We start from the raw sequence: 12,819 nt of genomic DNA on the forward strand, positions 1-12,819 counted from the left end.
CGGTATGCCAGTTCTGACACGATGTCGATAATTGACATCACGGCCGTGTAAGAAGAAACTTTCCGCCTTCCCCGTCATGCCGTGAACAGATTTGGGCCCCCTCCGATCGGGTGAAAACTATTGCGCGGCCAAGAGAAGGCATTGAAACTTCGCTTCGTGACCACGCTCCCGCGTACCCTCCTGGCCACGATCGCCCTCCTCGCCGTCACCCTCGTCGCGCCGGGCCCTGCGGCCGCGGCGGCCTGCGCCACGGATCCCGCGACGCCCAAGCGGCAGCTGCGCGCCATGTGGATCTCCACGGTCGCCAACATCGACTGGCCCAGCCGCACCGGCCTCGGGGTCTCCGCACAGCAGGCCGAGCTGCGCTCCTGGCTCGACCTGGCCGTCAGCAGGCGCATGAACGCGGTGATGGTGCAGGTGAGGCCCACCGCCGATGCCTTCTGGCCCTCGCCGTACGAGCCGTGGTCGCAGTGGCTGACCGGCACCCAGGGCCGCGATCCCGGCTACGACCCCCTGGCGTTCCTGGTCGCCGAGGCCCACGCCCGCGACCTGGAACTGCACGCCTGGTTCAACCCCTATCGCATCGCCAACAACGACGACCCGGCGGCGCTGGTCTCCACCCACCCGGCCCGCGTGCATCCCGACTGGCGCTTCGCGTACGGCGGCAAGCTCTACTACAACCCCGGCATCCCCGAGGTCAGGACCTTCATCGAAGACGCGATCACGGATGCCGTCACGCGGTACGACATCGACGGCGTCCACCTCGACGACTACTTCTACCCCTATCCGGTGAGCGGCGAGACCCTCCCCGACTCCGCCACCTTCGGCCGGTACGGCGGAGGCTTCTCCGACATCGGCGACTGGCGCCGCGACAACGTCAACCGGCTTGTGCGGGAGCTGGACCAGCGCGTCCACGCGGCCAAGCCGTGGGTGTCCTTCGGCGTCAGCCCGTTCGGCATCTGGCGCAACTCCGCCACCGACCCCCTCGGCTCCCGGACCTCCGGGCTGCAGTCGTATGACGCGATCTACGCCGACAGCAGGCTGTGGGTGAAGCAGGGCTGGGTGGACTACATCGCGCCGCAGATCTACTGGAACATCGGATACGGCCCCGCCGCGTACGAGGTGCTCACCGGGTGGTGGTCCGACGTCGTCAGGGGGACCGGCGTCGGCCTCGTCGTCGGCCAGGCCGCCTACCGGGTCGGCGTGAGCGGCCAGGACGCCGCCTGGCAGGACCCGGCCGAGCTGAGCGACCACCTCTACGACAACAGGAAGCACCCCGAGGTGACCGGCGACGTCTACTTCAGCGCCAAGGACGTCAGGGCGGACCGGATCGGCGGCTTCTCCGCCCTCGCGTCGGCTCACTACTCCAGGCCGGCGCTCCCGCCCGCGCGAGGCACCGGCGGCACACCCTCGGCCCCATCGATCACCTCCGCCGTCCGCACCTCGAACGGCGTCGCCCTCTCCTGGCAGGGCAGCGGCTCCTCGTACGCGGTCTACCGGGTCGACGGCGCGGTCTCGACGGCCGATCCGTGCTCTTTCGCCGACGCCCGCAACCTGCTCACCACGACCAGGCAGACGAGCTACACGGACACCACGGCGACCGGCACCGCCACCTACTACGTCACCGCGCTCGACCGGTGGCGGCAGGAGAGCGCGCCCAGCAGCGGTGCGACGTCCACCGGAGCGTCCGGCATCGTGGCCGACAACGCCGGGCCGTCCTTCACCGCGAGCTCGGCCTGGGGCGTCTCGGCCTACTCCGCCCAGCGGTACGGCGCCGACTACCGCTTCGCCACCCCGGTGGCGGCCAGCGACCCGGCCTGGTTCACCGCCACGATCCCCAGCGCCGGGAGCTACCGGGTCGAGGTCTGGTATCCGTCCGACCCCGGCTACAACAGCGCGACGCCCTACATCGTGGCGACGTCGAGCGGCAACCGTACGGTGTCGGTGGACCAGCGGACGGGCGGCGGCCAGTGGCGCTCGCTCGGCACGTTCGCGCTGCCCGCCGGGACCTCCAAGGTGGTCGGCGTGAGCCGGTGGACCTCCGCCACCGGCTACGTCGTCGCCGACGCCGTCCGCATCACCAAGGTCTAGGGGACGGGCCGGTAGTGCGTGGTGAGCCGGCCGTCGTCGAGCACGTGCAGGGCGATGGCCGGCGGCAGGTCGTAGTCGACCGGCGGGCGCGCCGAGGTCTCGGACGGCAGCAGCGCGGTGCTGACCACCCCCGGCGCGACCAGGAGCGGCAGCCCGGCGAACGTCGTCGCCGCCGCCGTGTGGGCGTGCCCGGCCAGCACCGCGATGGCGTGCGGGTGGCGGCCCAGGACCTCGGCCAGGCCCTCCGGCCGCCCGAGCCGGATGCCGTCCACGTACGGGATGCCGAGCGGAACGGCGGGGTGGTGCATGCCGACGAAGGCCGGGACGCCGGGCGTGGCGGCGAGCACGGAGTCGAGCCAGGCCAGGGTGTCGTCGTCCAGCGCGCCTTCCGGCCGGCCGGGGATGCTGGAGTCGCACAGCGCGATCGTCGCGTGGTCGAGGTTGAGCGCCTGGTTGACCGGGTGGTCGCCGTCCTGGTCCAGCAGCACCTTGCGGAGGTTGCCGCGCGCGTCGTGGTTGCCCGGGCACAGCACGAGCGGCACGTCGTCGCCGGAGATCAGCTCGCGGACGGTCTCGTACTCCTCCATCGCGCCGTGGTCCGCCAGGTCGCCGGTGAGCACGATCGCGTCGGGTCGCAGCGACCGCGCGTAGGTGAGCGCGCGGGCGGCGCGCGAGGTGTTCCGCTCGCTTCCGTCGATGTGGATGTCGCTGACGTGCGCCAGCACGAGCATGTGATACCTCCGGGCGGATGGTGGGAGCTCCAGCTTCTCACGCGAGAGAGCGGCGGTCAGGACGGTGAACACCGCGGTGTGACACGTATCTCTGCCGCTGACGGCCCGAGAGCTCGCTGCCCTCGACCTGGCGCTCGCGACGGCGACCTACGCCGAGTCGCTGGAGTCGTTCACGAACCGCTCGTAGAGCGCCCGGACAGCCGTTCGGCGAGGATCCGGGCCCGGGCGAGCTGCACCTTCCGCGCCTGGCCCGCCGCGAACCCCAGCAGGAACCGGGACGCGCTCACGTCCAGGCGGTCGTCCATTCGGGTGCCTCCGGCCTCCGGCGACAGGTCGAACCGGTACCCGAGCCGCACGCCGCCGGGGCTGCGCACCTGGCCCCGTACGGACAGTCCCCCGGCCAGGCGCTCGGTCAGCAGCGTGACGGCGATGGGGTTGTCGTACTTCAGGCCGAGGAAGCGGAACCGCTCGATGGAGGTGTAGCGCACCGCCCCCGGCTCGGACCGGTCGACGTCCCGCACGGCGACCACGAGCGGTGACAGGCCAATGTAACTCTCGGGCGTCGTGAGGTGCTCGAAGACCTCCTCCGGCGCGGCGTCCACGTGGAACGTGTTGGTCAGCACCCGTGCGGGCACCCCAGTCTCCTCCCCCACCCCGGCCTCCCCTGATTCTCGATGAGGGGATTGTGGCAGGCCAGGATCGCCGTGCGGACGCCGGATGATCTCTGGATGATCACGGAGACGTGCCGCGAAGGAAGGCGGCCGTCGCGGGGTCGGCCGGGTAGAACGACTCGATGGCCAGCTCGGAGACCGTGATGTCGAGCGGGGTGCCGAAGGTCGCCACGATGCTGAAGAACGACAGCTCCCGCCCGGCCCGCCGCACCCGGAGCGGCACGAGGATGTCCCCGGGCCCGGGCAGCTCCACCTCGGGTTCCGGCTGGTCACAGGGGTAGTCGCGCAGCTCGGCGTACAGCTCGGTGAGCCGCGGGTCGGCGGTGAGCGTGATCTGCCGGCGCAGCCGTCCGAGCAGGTGCGCCCGCCACTCGCCCAGGTTCAGGATGTGCGGGGCGAGCCCTTCCGGGTGCAGGCTCGCCCGCAGCACGTTGCCGAGCAGGTCGGGGTCCACGCCCTCGGTCAGCAGCCCGATGCCCTCGTTGGCGTCGACGAGTTCCCAGGTGCGGTCCACCACCACGGCCGGATAGGGATCGTGGGCCGACAGCAGCCGCCGGATCGCCTCGCACACCGCCGCCATCCCCGGCGAGTCGAGCGGCGACTCGGTGTAGACGGGGGCGTATCCGGCGGCCAGCAGCAGGTGGTTGCGCTCGCGGAGCGGAAGGTCGAGGTGCTCGGCGAGGTGGAGCACCATGTCGCGGCTCGGCGTGGCCCGGCCGGTCTCCAGGAAGCTGATGTGCCGGGTGGAGATCTCGGCTTGGTTCGACAGTTCGAGCTGGCTCAGCCGCCGGTGCTCGCGCCACTGGCGCAGGAGTTCGCCGAACGGCCGCTGGTGAAGCATGGCGACGGTCACGTCCCCGACGCTATCCGCTCGCCGATCGGCCCGGCGATTACCCCCGAGGTAGGCGCCGGGCCACCCGGCCCGCATCGGCTACTCCCAGCGGAACAGCCGGGCCGCGGTGAGGCCGGCGGCCAGCGTCCAGCCCGCCAGTACGGTGAGGTGGAGCGGCTGGGGGGCGTGCCCGCCGAGGGCGTCCATCAGCCCCTGCCCGAACGCGCCCGTGGGCGTGAAGTCGCTGATCCGGCGCAGGATCTCCGGCATGAGCGGCCGGGGCAGCCACATCCCGGCGAGGAACAGCAGGGGGAACATGAGAGCCGAGCCCACTCCCTGGACGACCCGGGCGTTCGGCGCCACGGCGGCCAGCAACAGGCCGACGGCGAGCATGGTGAGCGAACCGAGGACGAAGACCGCCGCGAACGCCCAGGGCGATCCCGGCAGCGGCACCCCGAGGACCAGGTGACCCAGCGCCAGTGTCAGCGCGGTCGCGACCACGGACACGACCACGTTGATCAGCAGTTGGGCCACCAGCAGCGCGCCCGGCCGCACCGGCGTGGTGGACAGCCGCCGCAGCACGCCGCGTTCCCGGTACATCACCAGGCCGGCCGGAAGCACGCTCAGCCCGAGCGTCACGACCGACAGCAGCACCATCATCGCCGTGAAGGGCGCGTCCACGAACCGCTGCCCGCCCAGCGACGGATCCGCGTCGCGGAAGCCGGGGATCGTCGTGCCGAGCCCCAGCAGCAATCCCACCGGCAGGACGATCGCGAAGAACACCGCCATCGGCTCGCGAAGGAAGAGCCGGGCCTCCACGGCCGTGAGTCTCGTCAAAGCTCTGGTCATGACTTCTCCTGAGTGCCGGTGAGAACGAGGAACGCGTCGTCGAGGGTGGTGCGCTCCATGCGCAGGCCCCGCATTCTGGACGGGGGCAGCACGGCGGCGACGGCGCTCAGCAGGTCGCCGCTGCCGGTGACGGTGACCTCCGCGCCGTCGCTGGTGACGGACGCCACCTCGGGCAGCGCCCGCAGGGCGTCGACGGGATCATCGGTGTGGAAGACCAGTCGCTGCTCGCCGCCGGCGCGGGCGACCAGCCCGGCGGGGGTGTCCACCGCCCGCACCCGCCCCCGGGAGATGACCGCGACCCGGTCGCACAGGCGCTCCACCTCCTCCATGAAGTGGGTCACGAGCAGGACGGTCACGCCGCGCTCCCTGATCCGGGAGACCAGGTCCCACGTCTCGCGGCGGGCCTGCGGGTCGAGGCCGGTGGTGAGCTCGTCGAGTATCGCGACGCGCGGGCTTCCGACCAGCGCGAGCGCGACCGACAGCCGCTGGCGCTGCCCGCCCGACAGCTTGCCGAAGGACGCGCGGAGGTCGAGCCCGGCCTCCTCGGCCAGGGCCCGCCAGTCGGCCGGACGGGAGTAGAACGAGGCGTAGAGCGCCAGCGCCTCCCCGACCCGGATCTTGTCGGGCAGCGAGCACTCCTGGAGCTGCACGCCGACCTGTTCCTTCAGGTCCGCGTCCACGGTGACCGTGCCCGCGGTGGGCGTGCGCAGCCCTGCCACGCACTCGACCGTCGTCGTCTTGCCCGCTCCGTTGCGGCCTACGATGCCGAAGACCTCGCCCTCCTCCACGGAGAACGACACGTCCTCGACCGCCACCCGCGTTCCGTACGTCTTGCGGAGGCGGTCCACGGTGATGATTGCCATGCCGACGACGCTAGGAACCGGGCGGGCGGCCCGGAATGCGGCTGCGGACCCGATGGGGGTGCACTTTCCTCCACCCCCATCGGGCGGCTGGGGCCACTATGCGCACCCGGCGGGAACTCGCAGACTGGACGCATGGATTCAGCTCGCCGGACTTCGATCAACCTGGGCCGGGGCGCCGTCCTCGCCGCCGTCGCGCTGCTGGGACAGGTCGTGGGCCTGCTGGCGCTGGTCGCCGTCCTGCTCGCCTTCGGAGTCGGACTGGTCTTCCTCTTCCCTCCCGCCGTACGGCTGGCACGCTCGACGACCCGGCTGAACCGCCGCCTCGCGCGGCGATGGTCGGGGGTGGAGATCGAGGAACCCTACCGGCCGGCGCCGCCGCCTCCGGTCCCGTGGTCCGACGGCTGGTATCGCGAGGGCCGGGCCCTGTACAAGAGGCCGACGATCCCGGCCTACAACCAGCGGCTCAACTGGTACGTCAAAGATCCCGCGACCTGGCGGGACCTGCTCTTCCTGGTCAGCGACCTGTGGACGGGCGGCTTGCTCGCCGCCGCGCCGCTGCTCGCGATCGCGTACGGCGCCGTCCGCCTGGCCACAGGCGACCCGGTGGGCGCGGTCTGGATCCTGCTCGCGGTGAGCGTCGCGTACTGGTACGCCCCGTGGGCCGTGCGCCTGTACGGCCGGGTCGCCGCCGCGCTGCTCGGGCCCACCGAGAAGGCCAGGCTGGCCCAGCGGGTCAGCCGTCTGGACGCCGCCCGCACCGAGGCCGTCGACTCGCAGGCGGCCGAGCTGCGCCGGATCGAGCGCGACCTGCACGACGGCGCCCAGGCCCGTCTGGTGGCGATCGGCATGACGATCGGCGCGGCCGAGCAACTGCTGGAGAGCGACCCTCAGGCCGCCCGTGCGCTGCTCGGCAAGGCGAGGGAGGCCTCGGCGACTGCGCTGCAGGAGATCCGGCGGCTGGTGCGCGGCATCCATCCCCCGGTGCTGGCCGAGCGCGGCCTCGGCGACGCCGTACGCGCCCTCGCCCTGGACAGCCCGCTGCGCACCCACGTCACGGTCGACCTGCCGGAGCGCGCCTCCGCCCCGCTGGAGTCCGCGGCGTACTTCGCGGTCAGCGAGCTGCTGGCCAACGCCGCCCGCCACGGCGACGCGACCGAGGCGTGGGTGGACGTGAGCGGGCAGGGCTCGGCGCTGCGCGTGACCGTGACCGACGACGGTCGCGGCGGCGCGGATCCCGAGCGCGGCACCGGCCTGCGCGGCATCGAGCGCAGGCTCGGGGCGTTCGAGGGCGTCCTCGCGGTGAACAGCCCGGTGGGCGGCCCGACCACGGCCGCCATCGAGCTGCCCCGGGCGTTCCGGGTGCGGCCGGTGCCGCTGTCCCCGTGGCGCTACCTCGGCGGGATCTGCTGGGCGCTGTGGCCGGTCGCCCTGTTCCCGCAGGGGCTGGTCGCGATGGTGATGAAGCTCGTGGGAGCGACGGAGAAGTCCTGGTTCCTCGCCCTGCACATGCCCGAGCCCTTCCAGTGGCCGGTCATCGTCGGCATGATTCTGCTCGGCGGCGGCCTGCTGGCCGTCGCGATCGCGACGACGGCGCGGATCAGGCGAACGGTGGAGGGCGCGTGCGTGTAGTGCTGGCGGAGGACCTGCACCTGCTGCGGGAGGGTCTGGTCGCCCTGTTGCGCGCGCACGGCTTCGAGGTGGTCGCGGCGGTCGAGTCCGGCCCGGAGTTGCTCGCCGCCCTGGTCGGCGAGCAGCCGGACGTGGCCGTCGTGGACGTGCGGCTCCCGCCGACCTTCACCGACGAGGGGCTGCAGGCCGCCCTGGCCGCGCGGCGGCAGGTGCCAGGCATGCCGGTCCTCGTGCTCTCCCAGCACGTCGAGCAGCTGTACGCCAGGGAGTTGCTGGCCGACGGGTCCGGCGGCGTCGGTTACCTGCTGAAGGACCGGGTGTTCAACGGCGAGCAGTTCGTCGACGCCGTATGGAGGGTCGCGGCCGGCGGGACGGCCATGGACCCCGAGGTGATCGCCCGGCTCCTCGAGAGCAACGCGCGCAACGAACCGCTCGGCCGCCTCACCCCCCGGGAGCGCGAGGTGCTGGAACTGATGGCCGAGGGCAGGTCGAACGCCGCGATCGGGCAGCGGCTGTTCCTCAGCGACAGCGCGGTGGGCAAGCACACGGCGAGCATCTTCGGCAAGCTCGGCCTGGTGCCCTCCGACGACGACAACCGCCGCGTCCTCGCCGTGCTCGCCTTCCTCAACAGCAAATAGCGCGGCACGGGAATGTCGGTGCCGGCCGCTACTTTTGAGGTCGAGTCATGCGCTGGCAGGAGGTCGGGATGAAATTCCAGGTTAACCGCGACGTTCTGGCCGACGCGGTGGCGTGGGCGGCCCGGGTGCTGCCCGCCCGGCCCGCCGTGCCCGTCCTCGCGGGCTTGCTGTTGGAGGCGGGAGACGACCTGCGGGTGTCCGCCTTCGACTACGACGTGTCGGCCCGTGCCGACGTCGAGGCCGACGTCGCGGAGCCGGGGCGGGTGCTGATCCCCGGGAAGGTCCTGGCCGAGATCACCCGGAGCCTGCCCGCCCGGCCCGTCGAGATCGTCAGAAGCGGGTCGGAGGCGGTGCTCACCTGCGGAAGCGCGGAGTTCGGGCTGATCACGATGCCCGACGAGGACTTCCCCGCCATGCCGCCGATGCCGCCGAAGGTCGGCGCCGTGGGCGGCGGCGCCTTCGCCACCGCGGTCGGGCAGGTGGCCGCCGCCGCGAGCCGCGACGACACGCTGCCCATGCTGACGGGCATCCGCGTGGACATCGAGGGCGTGCGGGTGTCGATGGCCGCCACCGACCGCTACCGCATCGCCGCCGGCGAGTTCCTGTGGCATCCGGAGCGGCAGGACGCGCGGCACGGCGTGGTCGTGCCCGCCCGGGTGCTGGTCGAGGTGGCCCGATCGCTGCGGGGCGGCGAGGTGGCCATCGGCCTGGGCGACAACGTGGCGGGTTTCGAGAGCCAGGGGCGCACGACGACCGTGCGCCTGCTGGACGACCAGTTCATCGACTATCGGTCCCGGCTGACCGCGGAGTGGACGATCCACGCCGACGTGGCGGTGGGACCGTTCGTGGAGGCCGTCAAGCGCGTCGTGCTGGTCGCCGAGCGCAACGCCGCGGTCCGGCTGTCGTTCTCGCAGGGACAGGTGCTGATCCAGGCCGGGGGCGGTGACATCGGCAGGGGCGCTGAGGTCGTCGACGCCGAGCTGGAGGGTCCGGACATCCAGATCGCCTTCCAGCCCCACTTCCTGCTCGACGGGCTGGCGGGCGTCGAGACCGAGCGGGCGCGCATCCACATGGACTCGCCGACCCGTCCCGCGCTGATCACCGACGAGGGCGAGGACCCCGGCTTCCGCTACCTCGTCATGTCCCTGCGGCTCGGCTGAGCCTCTGATCGGGCCCCGCGGGTGCCGTTCTGACGGACCCGCCGGGCCGGGGGCTCAGGAGGTGAGGGTGGCGGAGTCGGTGAGGGCGATGAGGATGTGCTCCATGCACGCGTGACCGGCCCGCTCGGCCGCGGTGGCGTCGCCGGCGGCGATCGCGCGCACGATCGCGTCATGGGGGATGTAGTTCTGCTCCAGGGAGCCGCCGGCCGCCGCGATGCTCGCCCGCAGCGCCGCGGAGAAGTCGACGTAGAGGTCGATCAGCACCCGGTTGTGCGTGGCCTCGACGACCGCCACGTGGAAGGCGAGGTCGGCCTCGACGAACGCCTCGGGGTCGCCGTCCGACCATGCCTTCTCGCGCTCGGCCAGCGCGGCCTCGATCGACGCGACGTCCTCGTCGGTCCGTCGCGTCGCCGCGAGCCGGGCAGCCTCGACCTCCAGGGCGCGCCGGACCTCCAGGATCTCCAGCTGCTCGGCCGCGCGCAGTCGCCTGGCCATCGCACCCGACAGCTCACTGGTGGCCCGCACGTACGTGCCGTCGCCCTGGCGGCACTCCAGCAGCCCGGCGTGGGTCAGCGCGCGGACCGCCTCACGGACCGTGTTCCTGCCGACTCCGAGGTGCTCGGCGAGTACCGTCTCGGTCGGAATCTTGGCATTCATCTGCCAGGAGCCGGAGGTGATCTGCTCCTTGAGCTGGTCGATCACCTGGTCCACGAGAGACGCCCGCTGCGCCGTCCGCAGGCTCACGTCAGCCTCCTTTGGGTTGCCAATCATCCGATGATGGAATGAGTGGTAGACCCTCATTATTCCAGAGCCTCCAGAACAAGTCCGGAGCCCCAGGAGGCTATCGAGCGAGCACCGTCGTGGTCATGGAGCCCGGTATGTTCACGCGGATTCCGACCGCTTCCAGGGCTCTACGATATGCCCCTGATTGCCGGTCGAGGGCACCGGCCTGGCCCCACAGGTCGCCGAGCATGCGCCAGGCCCGGGCGGTCTCCCGGTCGTGCGCCTCGCAGTCCAGCAGGTCGTGGGCCCGGTCCAGCGCGGCGGCCGGATCCTCGGACCGTGCCAAGGCGATCTCGGCCAGGACCATGTTCGCGGTGGCCGCGGTGGTCCCCTTGGCGCCGTCCAATAGATCCAGTGCCTGATCGGCGAGTTCGGCTGCGGATTCCGCGTCTCCGGTCCGGAACCGTACGAAACTCAGCACCACGAGGCTCCGCGCGTGCTCCCGCCGTTCGGCCGGGAACTCCGCGAAGACGTCCGCCGCGGACTTCGCGAGATCGTTGGCTCGATCCAAATCGGCGCCTTCGGGGTCCGCCGCGGTGATGCGAGCCCAGTGCATCGCGATGCGGGCTCGGCGTACGGCGATCCGGGCCGGACGGCCCGCCGCGAGGGCGTCCTCGGCGAGCTGCACGGCCAGCGCCGAGTCCTCGCCTTCGGCCGCCGTGACGCTGGCCTGCCACAGCGCGAGGATCTCCGCGCTGCGGTCGCTCGCGTGCGCCGGGCCCGCGCTCGACAGCACCCGCTCGACGTACGGCAGGCCGGTCTCGGCCTCCACCAGCGCCAGCGCCAGCTCGATGGCCAGTTCGCCCTCGATCACGCCGAGCCGGTCGATCTGGCCGAGCGCGTGGGCACCGAGGTCCCGCGCCCGCAGCCGGTCGCCGGCCCGCTGGTAGCAGCGGCACAGCGCGACGGTCAGCGGCAGGTCGGCGAGGCGCTCGGGGTGCGCCGTGGCCTCACGGCGCAGCCGCTCGTAGGCCTCGACGGCCCGGCCGACGCGGCCCTGGGCCTCCAGCGCCCGCGCCACGCCGAGCCGCGCGTGGGCGGCCAGCATCGCGTTGTCCTCACCCGCCGCCTTGACGATCTCGCCGAAGCGGTCGGCCGCCACGGCGGGATCGCCGTGATACAGCTCGAGCTCGGCATGTCGGAGGCCGAGCTCGGTGTCGATGCGCTGCCGGGGTTCTATCCCGTGGAGCAGGAACTCGGTGGTGCAACCGAGCCGCTCGGCGAGCAGCCGAGCGACGACGGGAGTGGGCGTCCGCTTTCCGGACTCAATGAGGGAGACGTAACTGTCGGACAGGTCGGGTCCGGCCAACTGGGCCTGAGACATACGCCTGCTCAACCGCAATCCGCGGACGCGGTCACCGATGGTTCCCTGACTCGGCATCTGATCTCTCAGGGCGGGGGAAGGGTCAATAGTGTCGCCATAATGGCACGAAGCGACCGAATCGTGTAACCCTCCGTCAAGAATCACGACGATGAAGGTTCGATCACGGTGTCGAGATATCGGACGGGCGACCGCCGGTCAGTCGTCGTCCCCGTCCTTGCTGGGGAAGATCATCTGGCAGACCTCGAGGTACAAGGTCTCCGGATAGGGGATGTGGGGGACGGTGCGCAGGGCCTGATCCTGGCCGGCCGACTCCATCACGAACTCGCCATAGCCGAGCATGCGGCCGAGGAGCGAGCGCTGGAAGCTCATGTCGGTGACCTTGCTCAGGGGCATCATCGCGACCTTGCGCGTGATGAGGCCCGTCGTGAGAAGCATGCGCTGGGAGGTGACGACGAAGTAGTCGACCGACCACTCCGCGACCTTCCAGACGAATCGAACCAGCAGGAGGAGCCAGGCCCACCAGACGAGGGCGAGGGCCTGGCTCGCACCGTTGTCGCTCAGGAACTTGCTGAGGACTCCGGCGAGGATGAGCCCACCGAAGATCTCGGCGACCGGGCGCAGGAGCACGGCGGGATGGCGCCGGACCATGATGACTTGGTGTTCGTGGGGGAGGAGGTAACGGTTGACCGACGACGGGGCTGAGTCCCCGTGGGTCACAAGTCTCATGTCAGGGTGGCGAAGAACTGCGCCATCGAGTCGGCCGCGCTGACGATTCCTGTGAAGGCCCCGTGGACCGTGTGGGCCGCGTCAGTCGGCCTCGTGAGCAGGTAGAAGCCCGCCGACACGATGAGCGTCCACTTGATGACTTTCTTCGCTTGCACCGCCGTCACCACTCCCATGACCAATACATTACCCAGACACCCCGTTTGGTAAAGCGGCTAACCGCCAACGGGTTTCTTGATCGTGACGGCGTCAGCCCCGCTCCGTCGCGGCGGTCGCCAGGACCCGCAGGTGCTTGCGGGCGATGCGCTCGACCAGTGCGGGGTGCGCGTGTCCGGTGACCTCGATGGCGCCGTGGTGGGCGGCCTGAACACACCGGGTCACCGTCGCGGGAGGATGCACCTCCGCGAACTCGTCCCTGAGCAGGGCCTCGAGCTGTTCGTAGTGCTCGCCGGCCGGATGCTGGATCATCGCTCTCCCTGGTGGCGCGCCGCTCGCGAGAGCGCGAGGTGACGTCGTCATCACACT

Annotated in this window: 14 protein-coding genes; 4 read left to right on the top strand and 10 right to left on the bottom strand. The window is 71.4% G+C overall.

All coding sequences use genetic code 11. From position 1 onward, the window contains the following. Nucleotides 1–156: 156 nt before the first annotated feature. Complete coding sequence (locus ACQEVJ_RS45805) at nt 157–2,091, top strand: family 10 glycosylhydrolase (protein WP_433112366.1); 1,935 nt, start codon at nt 157–159, stop codon at nt 2,089–2,091. On the opposite strand, the gene ACQEVJ_RS45810 is transcribed toward ACQEVJ_RS45805, so the two are convergent. The 5 genes from ACQEVJ_RS45810 to ACQEVJ_RS45830 form a co-directional block, all read right to left on the bottom strand. Continuing rightward, nucleotides 2,088–2,822, bottom strand: a complete 735-nt coding sequence (locus ACQEVJ_RS45810) for a metallophosphoesterase (RefSeq protein WP_433112369.1) — start codon at nt 2,820–2,822, stop codon at nt 2,088–2,090. The two genes, ACQEVJ_RS45805 and ACQEVJ_RS45810, sit on opposite strands and share 4 nt — an antisense overlap. Before the next feature lie 170 nt (nt 2,823–2,992). After that, nucleotides 2,993–3,475, bottom strand: coding sequence for an SRPBCC family protein (locus tag ACQEVJ_RS45815; RefSeq protein ID WP_433112372.1), 483 nt, complete (start codon nt 3,473–3,475; stop codon nt 2,993–2,995). A gap of 79 nt (nt 3,476–3,554) precedes the next feature. Continuing rightward, nucleotides 3,555–4,346 carry a helix-turn-helix domain-containing protein gene (locus tag ACQEVJ_RS45820; RefSeq protein WP_433112375.1) on the bottom strand — a complete coding sequence of 264 codons (792 nt, stop codon included), beginning with the start codon at nt 4,344–4,346 and terminating at the stop codon, nt 3,555–3,557. Nucleotides 4,347–4,424: 78 nt separating this feature from the next. Then, nucleotides 4,425–5,174 carry an ABC transporter permease gene (locus ACQEVJ_RS45825; RefSeq protein ID WP_433112378.1) on the bottom strand — a complete coding sequence of 250 codons (750 nt, stop codon included), beginning with the start codon at nt 5,172–5,174 and terminating at the stop codon, nt 4,425–4,427. After that, entirely contained in the window at nt 5,171–6,037 is an 867-nt protein-coding gene (locus tag ACQEVJ_RS45830) for an ABC transporter ATP-binding protein (protein ID WP_433112381.1), read from the bottom strand. The genes ACQEVJ_RS45825 and ACQEVJ_RS45830 overlap by 4 nt, the downstream gene beginning before the upstream one ends. A gap of 132 nt (nt 6,038–6,169) precedes the next feature. Here ACQEVJ_RS45830 and ACQEVJ_RS45835 point away from each other — a divergent pair, with 132 nt between their 5' ends. From ACQEVJ_RS45835 to dnaN, 3 genes are all read left to right on the top strand, one after another. Continuing rightward, nucleotides 6,170–7,666 (top strand): sensor histidine kinase, encoded by a 1,497-nt coding sequence (locus tag ACQEVJ_RS45835; RefSeq protein WP_433112384.1) that lies wholly within the window; start codon nt 6,170–6,172, stop codon nt 7,664–7,666. Beyond that, a complete protein-coding gene (locus ACQEVJ_RS45840) occupies nt 7,657–8,304 on the top strand; it encodes a response regulator transcription factor (RefSeq protein ID WP_433112386.1) in 648 nt (215 codons plus the stop codon). The genes ACQEVJ_RS45835 and ACQEVJ_RS45840 overlap by 10 nt, the downstream gene beginning before the upstream one ends. Before the next feature lie 68 nt (nt 8,305–8,372). Then, nucleotides 8,373–9,464 (top strand): DNA polymerase III subunit beta, encoded by a 1,092-nt coding sequence (gene dnaN / locus ACQEVJ_RS45845; RefSeq protein ID WP_433112389.1) that lies wholly within the window; start codon nt 8,373–8,375, stop codon nt 9,462–9,464. 54 nt (nt 9,465–9,518) lie between these two features. Here the strand turns inward: dnaN and ACQEVJ_RS45850 are convergent, their stop codons facing one another. The 5 genes from ACQEVJ_RS45850 to ACQEVJ_RS45870 form a co-directional block, all read right to left on the bottom strand. Next, a complete protein-coding gene (locus ACQEVJ_RS45850) occupies nt 9,519–10,208 on the bottom strand; it encodes a FadR/GntR family transcriptional regulator (RefSeq protein ID WP_433112391.1) in 690 nt (229 codons plus the stop codon). A 97-nt stretch (nt 10,209–10,305) separates the two neighbouring features. Further along, nucleotides 10,306–11,628: a helix-turn-helix domain-containing protein gene (locus tag ACQEVJ_RS45855; protein WP_433112394.1), complete on the bottom strand. Its 1,323-nt coding sequence runs from the start codon at nt 11,626–11,628 to the stop codon at nt 10,306–10,308. Between the two features lie 138 nt (nt 11,629–11,766). Further along, a complete protein-coding gene (locus ACQEVJ_RS45860) occupies nt 11,767–12,297 on the bottom strand; it encodes a PH domain-containing protein (RefSeq protein ID WP_079314254.1) in 531 nt (176 codons plus the stop codon). Beyond that, the gene (locus tag ACQEVJ_RS45865; protein WP_167748364.1) at nt 12,294–12,470 is read right to left on the bottom strand and encodes a hypothetical protein; all 177 of its coding nucleotides are present in this window, start codon (nt 12,468–12,470) and stop codon (nt 12,294–12,296) included. The genes ACQEVJ_RS45860 and ACQEVJ_RS45865 overlap by 4 nt, the downstream gene beginning before the upstream one ends. A 73-nt stretch (nt 12,471–12,543) precedes the next feature. Next, nucleotides 12,544–12,762: a hypothetical protein gene (locus tag ACQEVJ_RS45870; RefSeq protein ID WP_433112399.1), complete on the bottom strand. Its 219-nt coding sequence runs from the start codon at nt 12,760–12,762 to the stop codon at nt 12,544–12,546. Nucleotides 12,763–12,819 lie beyond the last annotated feature (57 nt).

This window comes from Microbispora sp. CA-102843 (genome assembly GCF_050936215.1).
Taxonomy (GTDB): Bacteria; Actinomycetota; Actinomycetes; order Streptosporangiales; family Streptosporangiaceae; genus Microbispora.

Excerpts from the sequence above, each read along its gene's own strand:
- ACQEVJ_RS45870 (WP_433112399.1), bottom strand. The coding sequence starts at position 12,762 with ATGATCCAGCATCCGGCCGGCGAGCACTACGAACAGCTCGAGGCCCTG.
- ACQEVJ_RS45855 (WP_433112394.1), bottom strand. The coding sequence starts at position 11,628 with ATGCCGAGTCAGGGAACCATCGGTGACCGCGTCCGCGGATTGCGGTTG.
- ACQEVJ_RS45865 (WP_167748364.1), bottom strand. The coding sequence starts at position 12,470 with ATGGGAGTGGTGACGGCGGTGCAAGCGAAGAAAGTCATCAAGTGGACG.
- ACQEVJ_RS45860 (WP_079314254.1), bottom strand. The coding sequence starts at position 12,297 with ATGAGACTTGTGACCCACGGGGACTCAGCCCCGTCGTCGGTCAACCGT.
- ACQEVJ_RS45810 (WP_433112369.1), bottom strand. The coding sequence starts at position 2,822 with ATGCTCGTGCTGGCGCACGTCAGCGACATCCACATCGACGGAAGCGAG.
- dnaN (WP_433112389.1), top strand. The coding sequence starts at position 8,373 with ATGAAATTCCAGGTTAACCGCGACGTTCTGGCCGACGCGGTGGCGTGG.
- ACQEVJ_RS45825 (WP_433112378.1), bottom strand. The coding sequence starts at position 5,174 with ATGACCAGAGCTTTGACGAGACTCACGGCCGTGGAGGCCCGGCTCTTC.
- ACQEVJ_RS45830 (WP_433112381.1), bottom strand. The coding sequence starts at position 6,037 with ATGGCAATCATCACCGTGGACCGCCTCCGCAAGACGTACGGAACGCGG.
- ACQEVJ_RS45835 (WP_433112384.1), top strand. The coding sequence starts at position 6,170 with ATGGATTCAGCTCGCCGGACTTCGATCAACCTGGGCCGGGGCGCCGTC.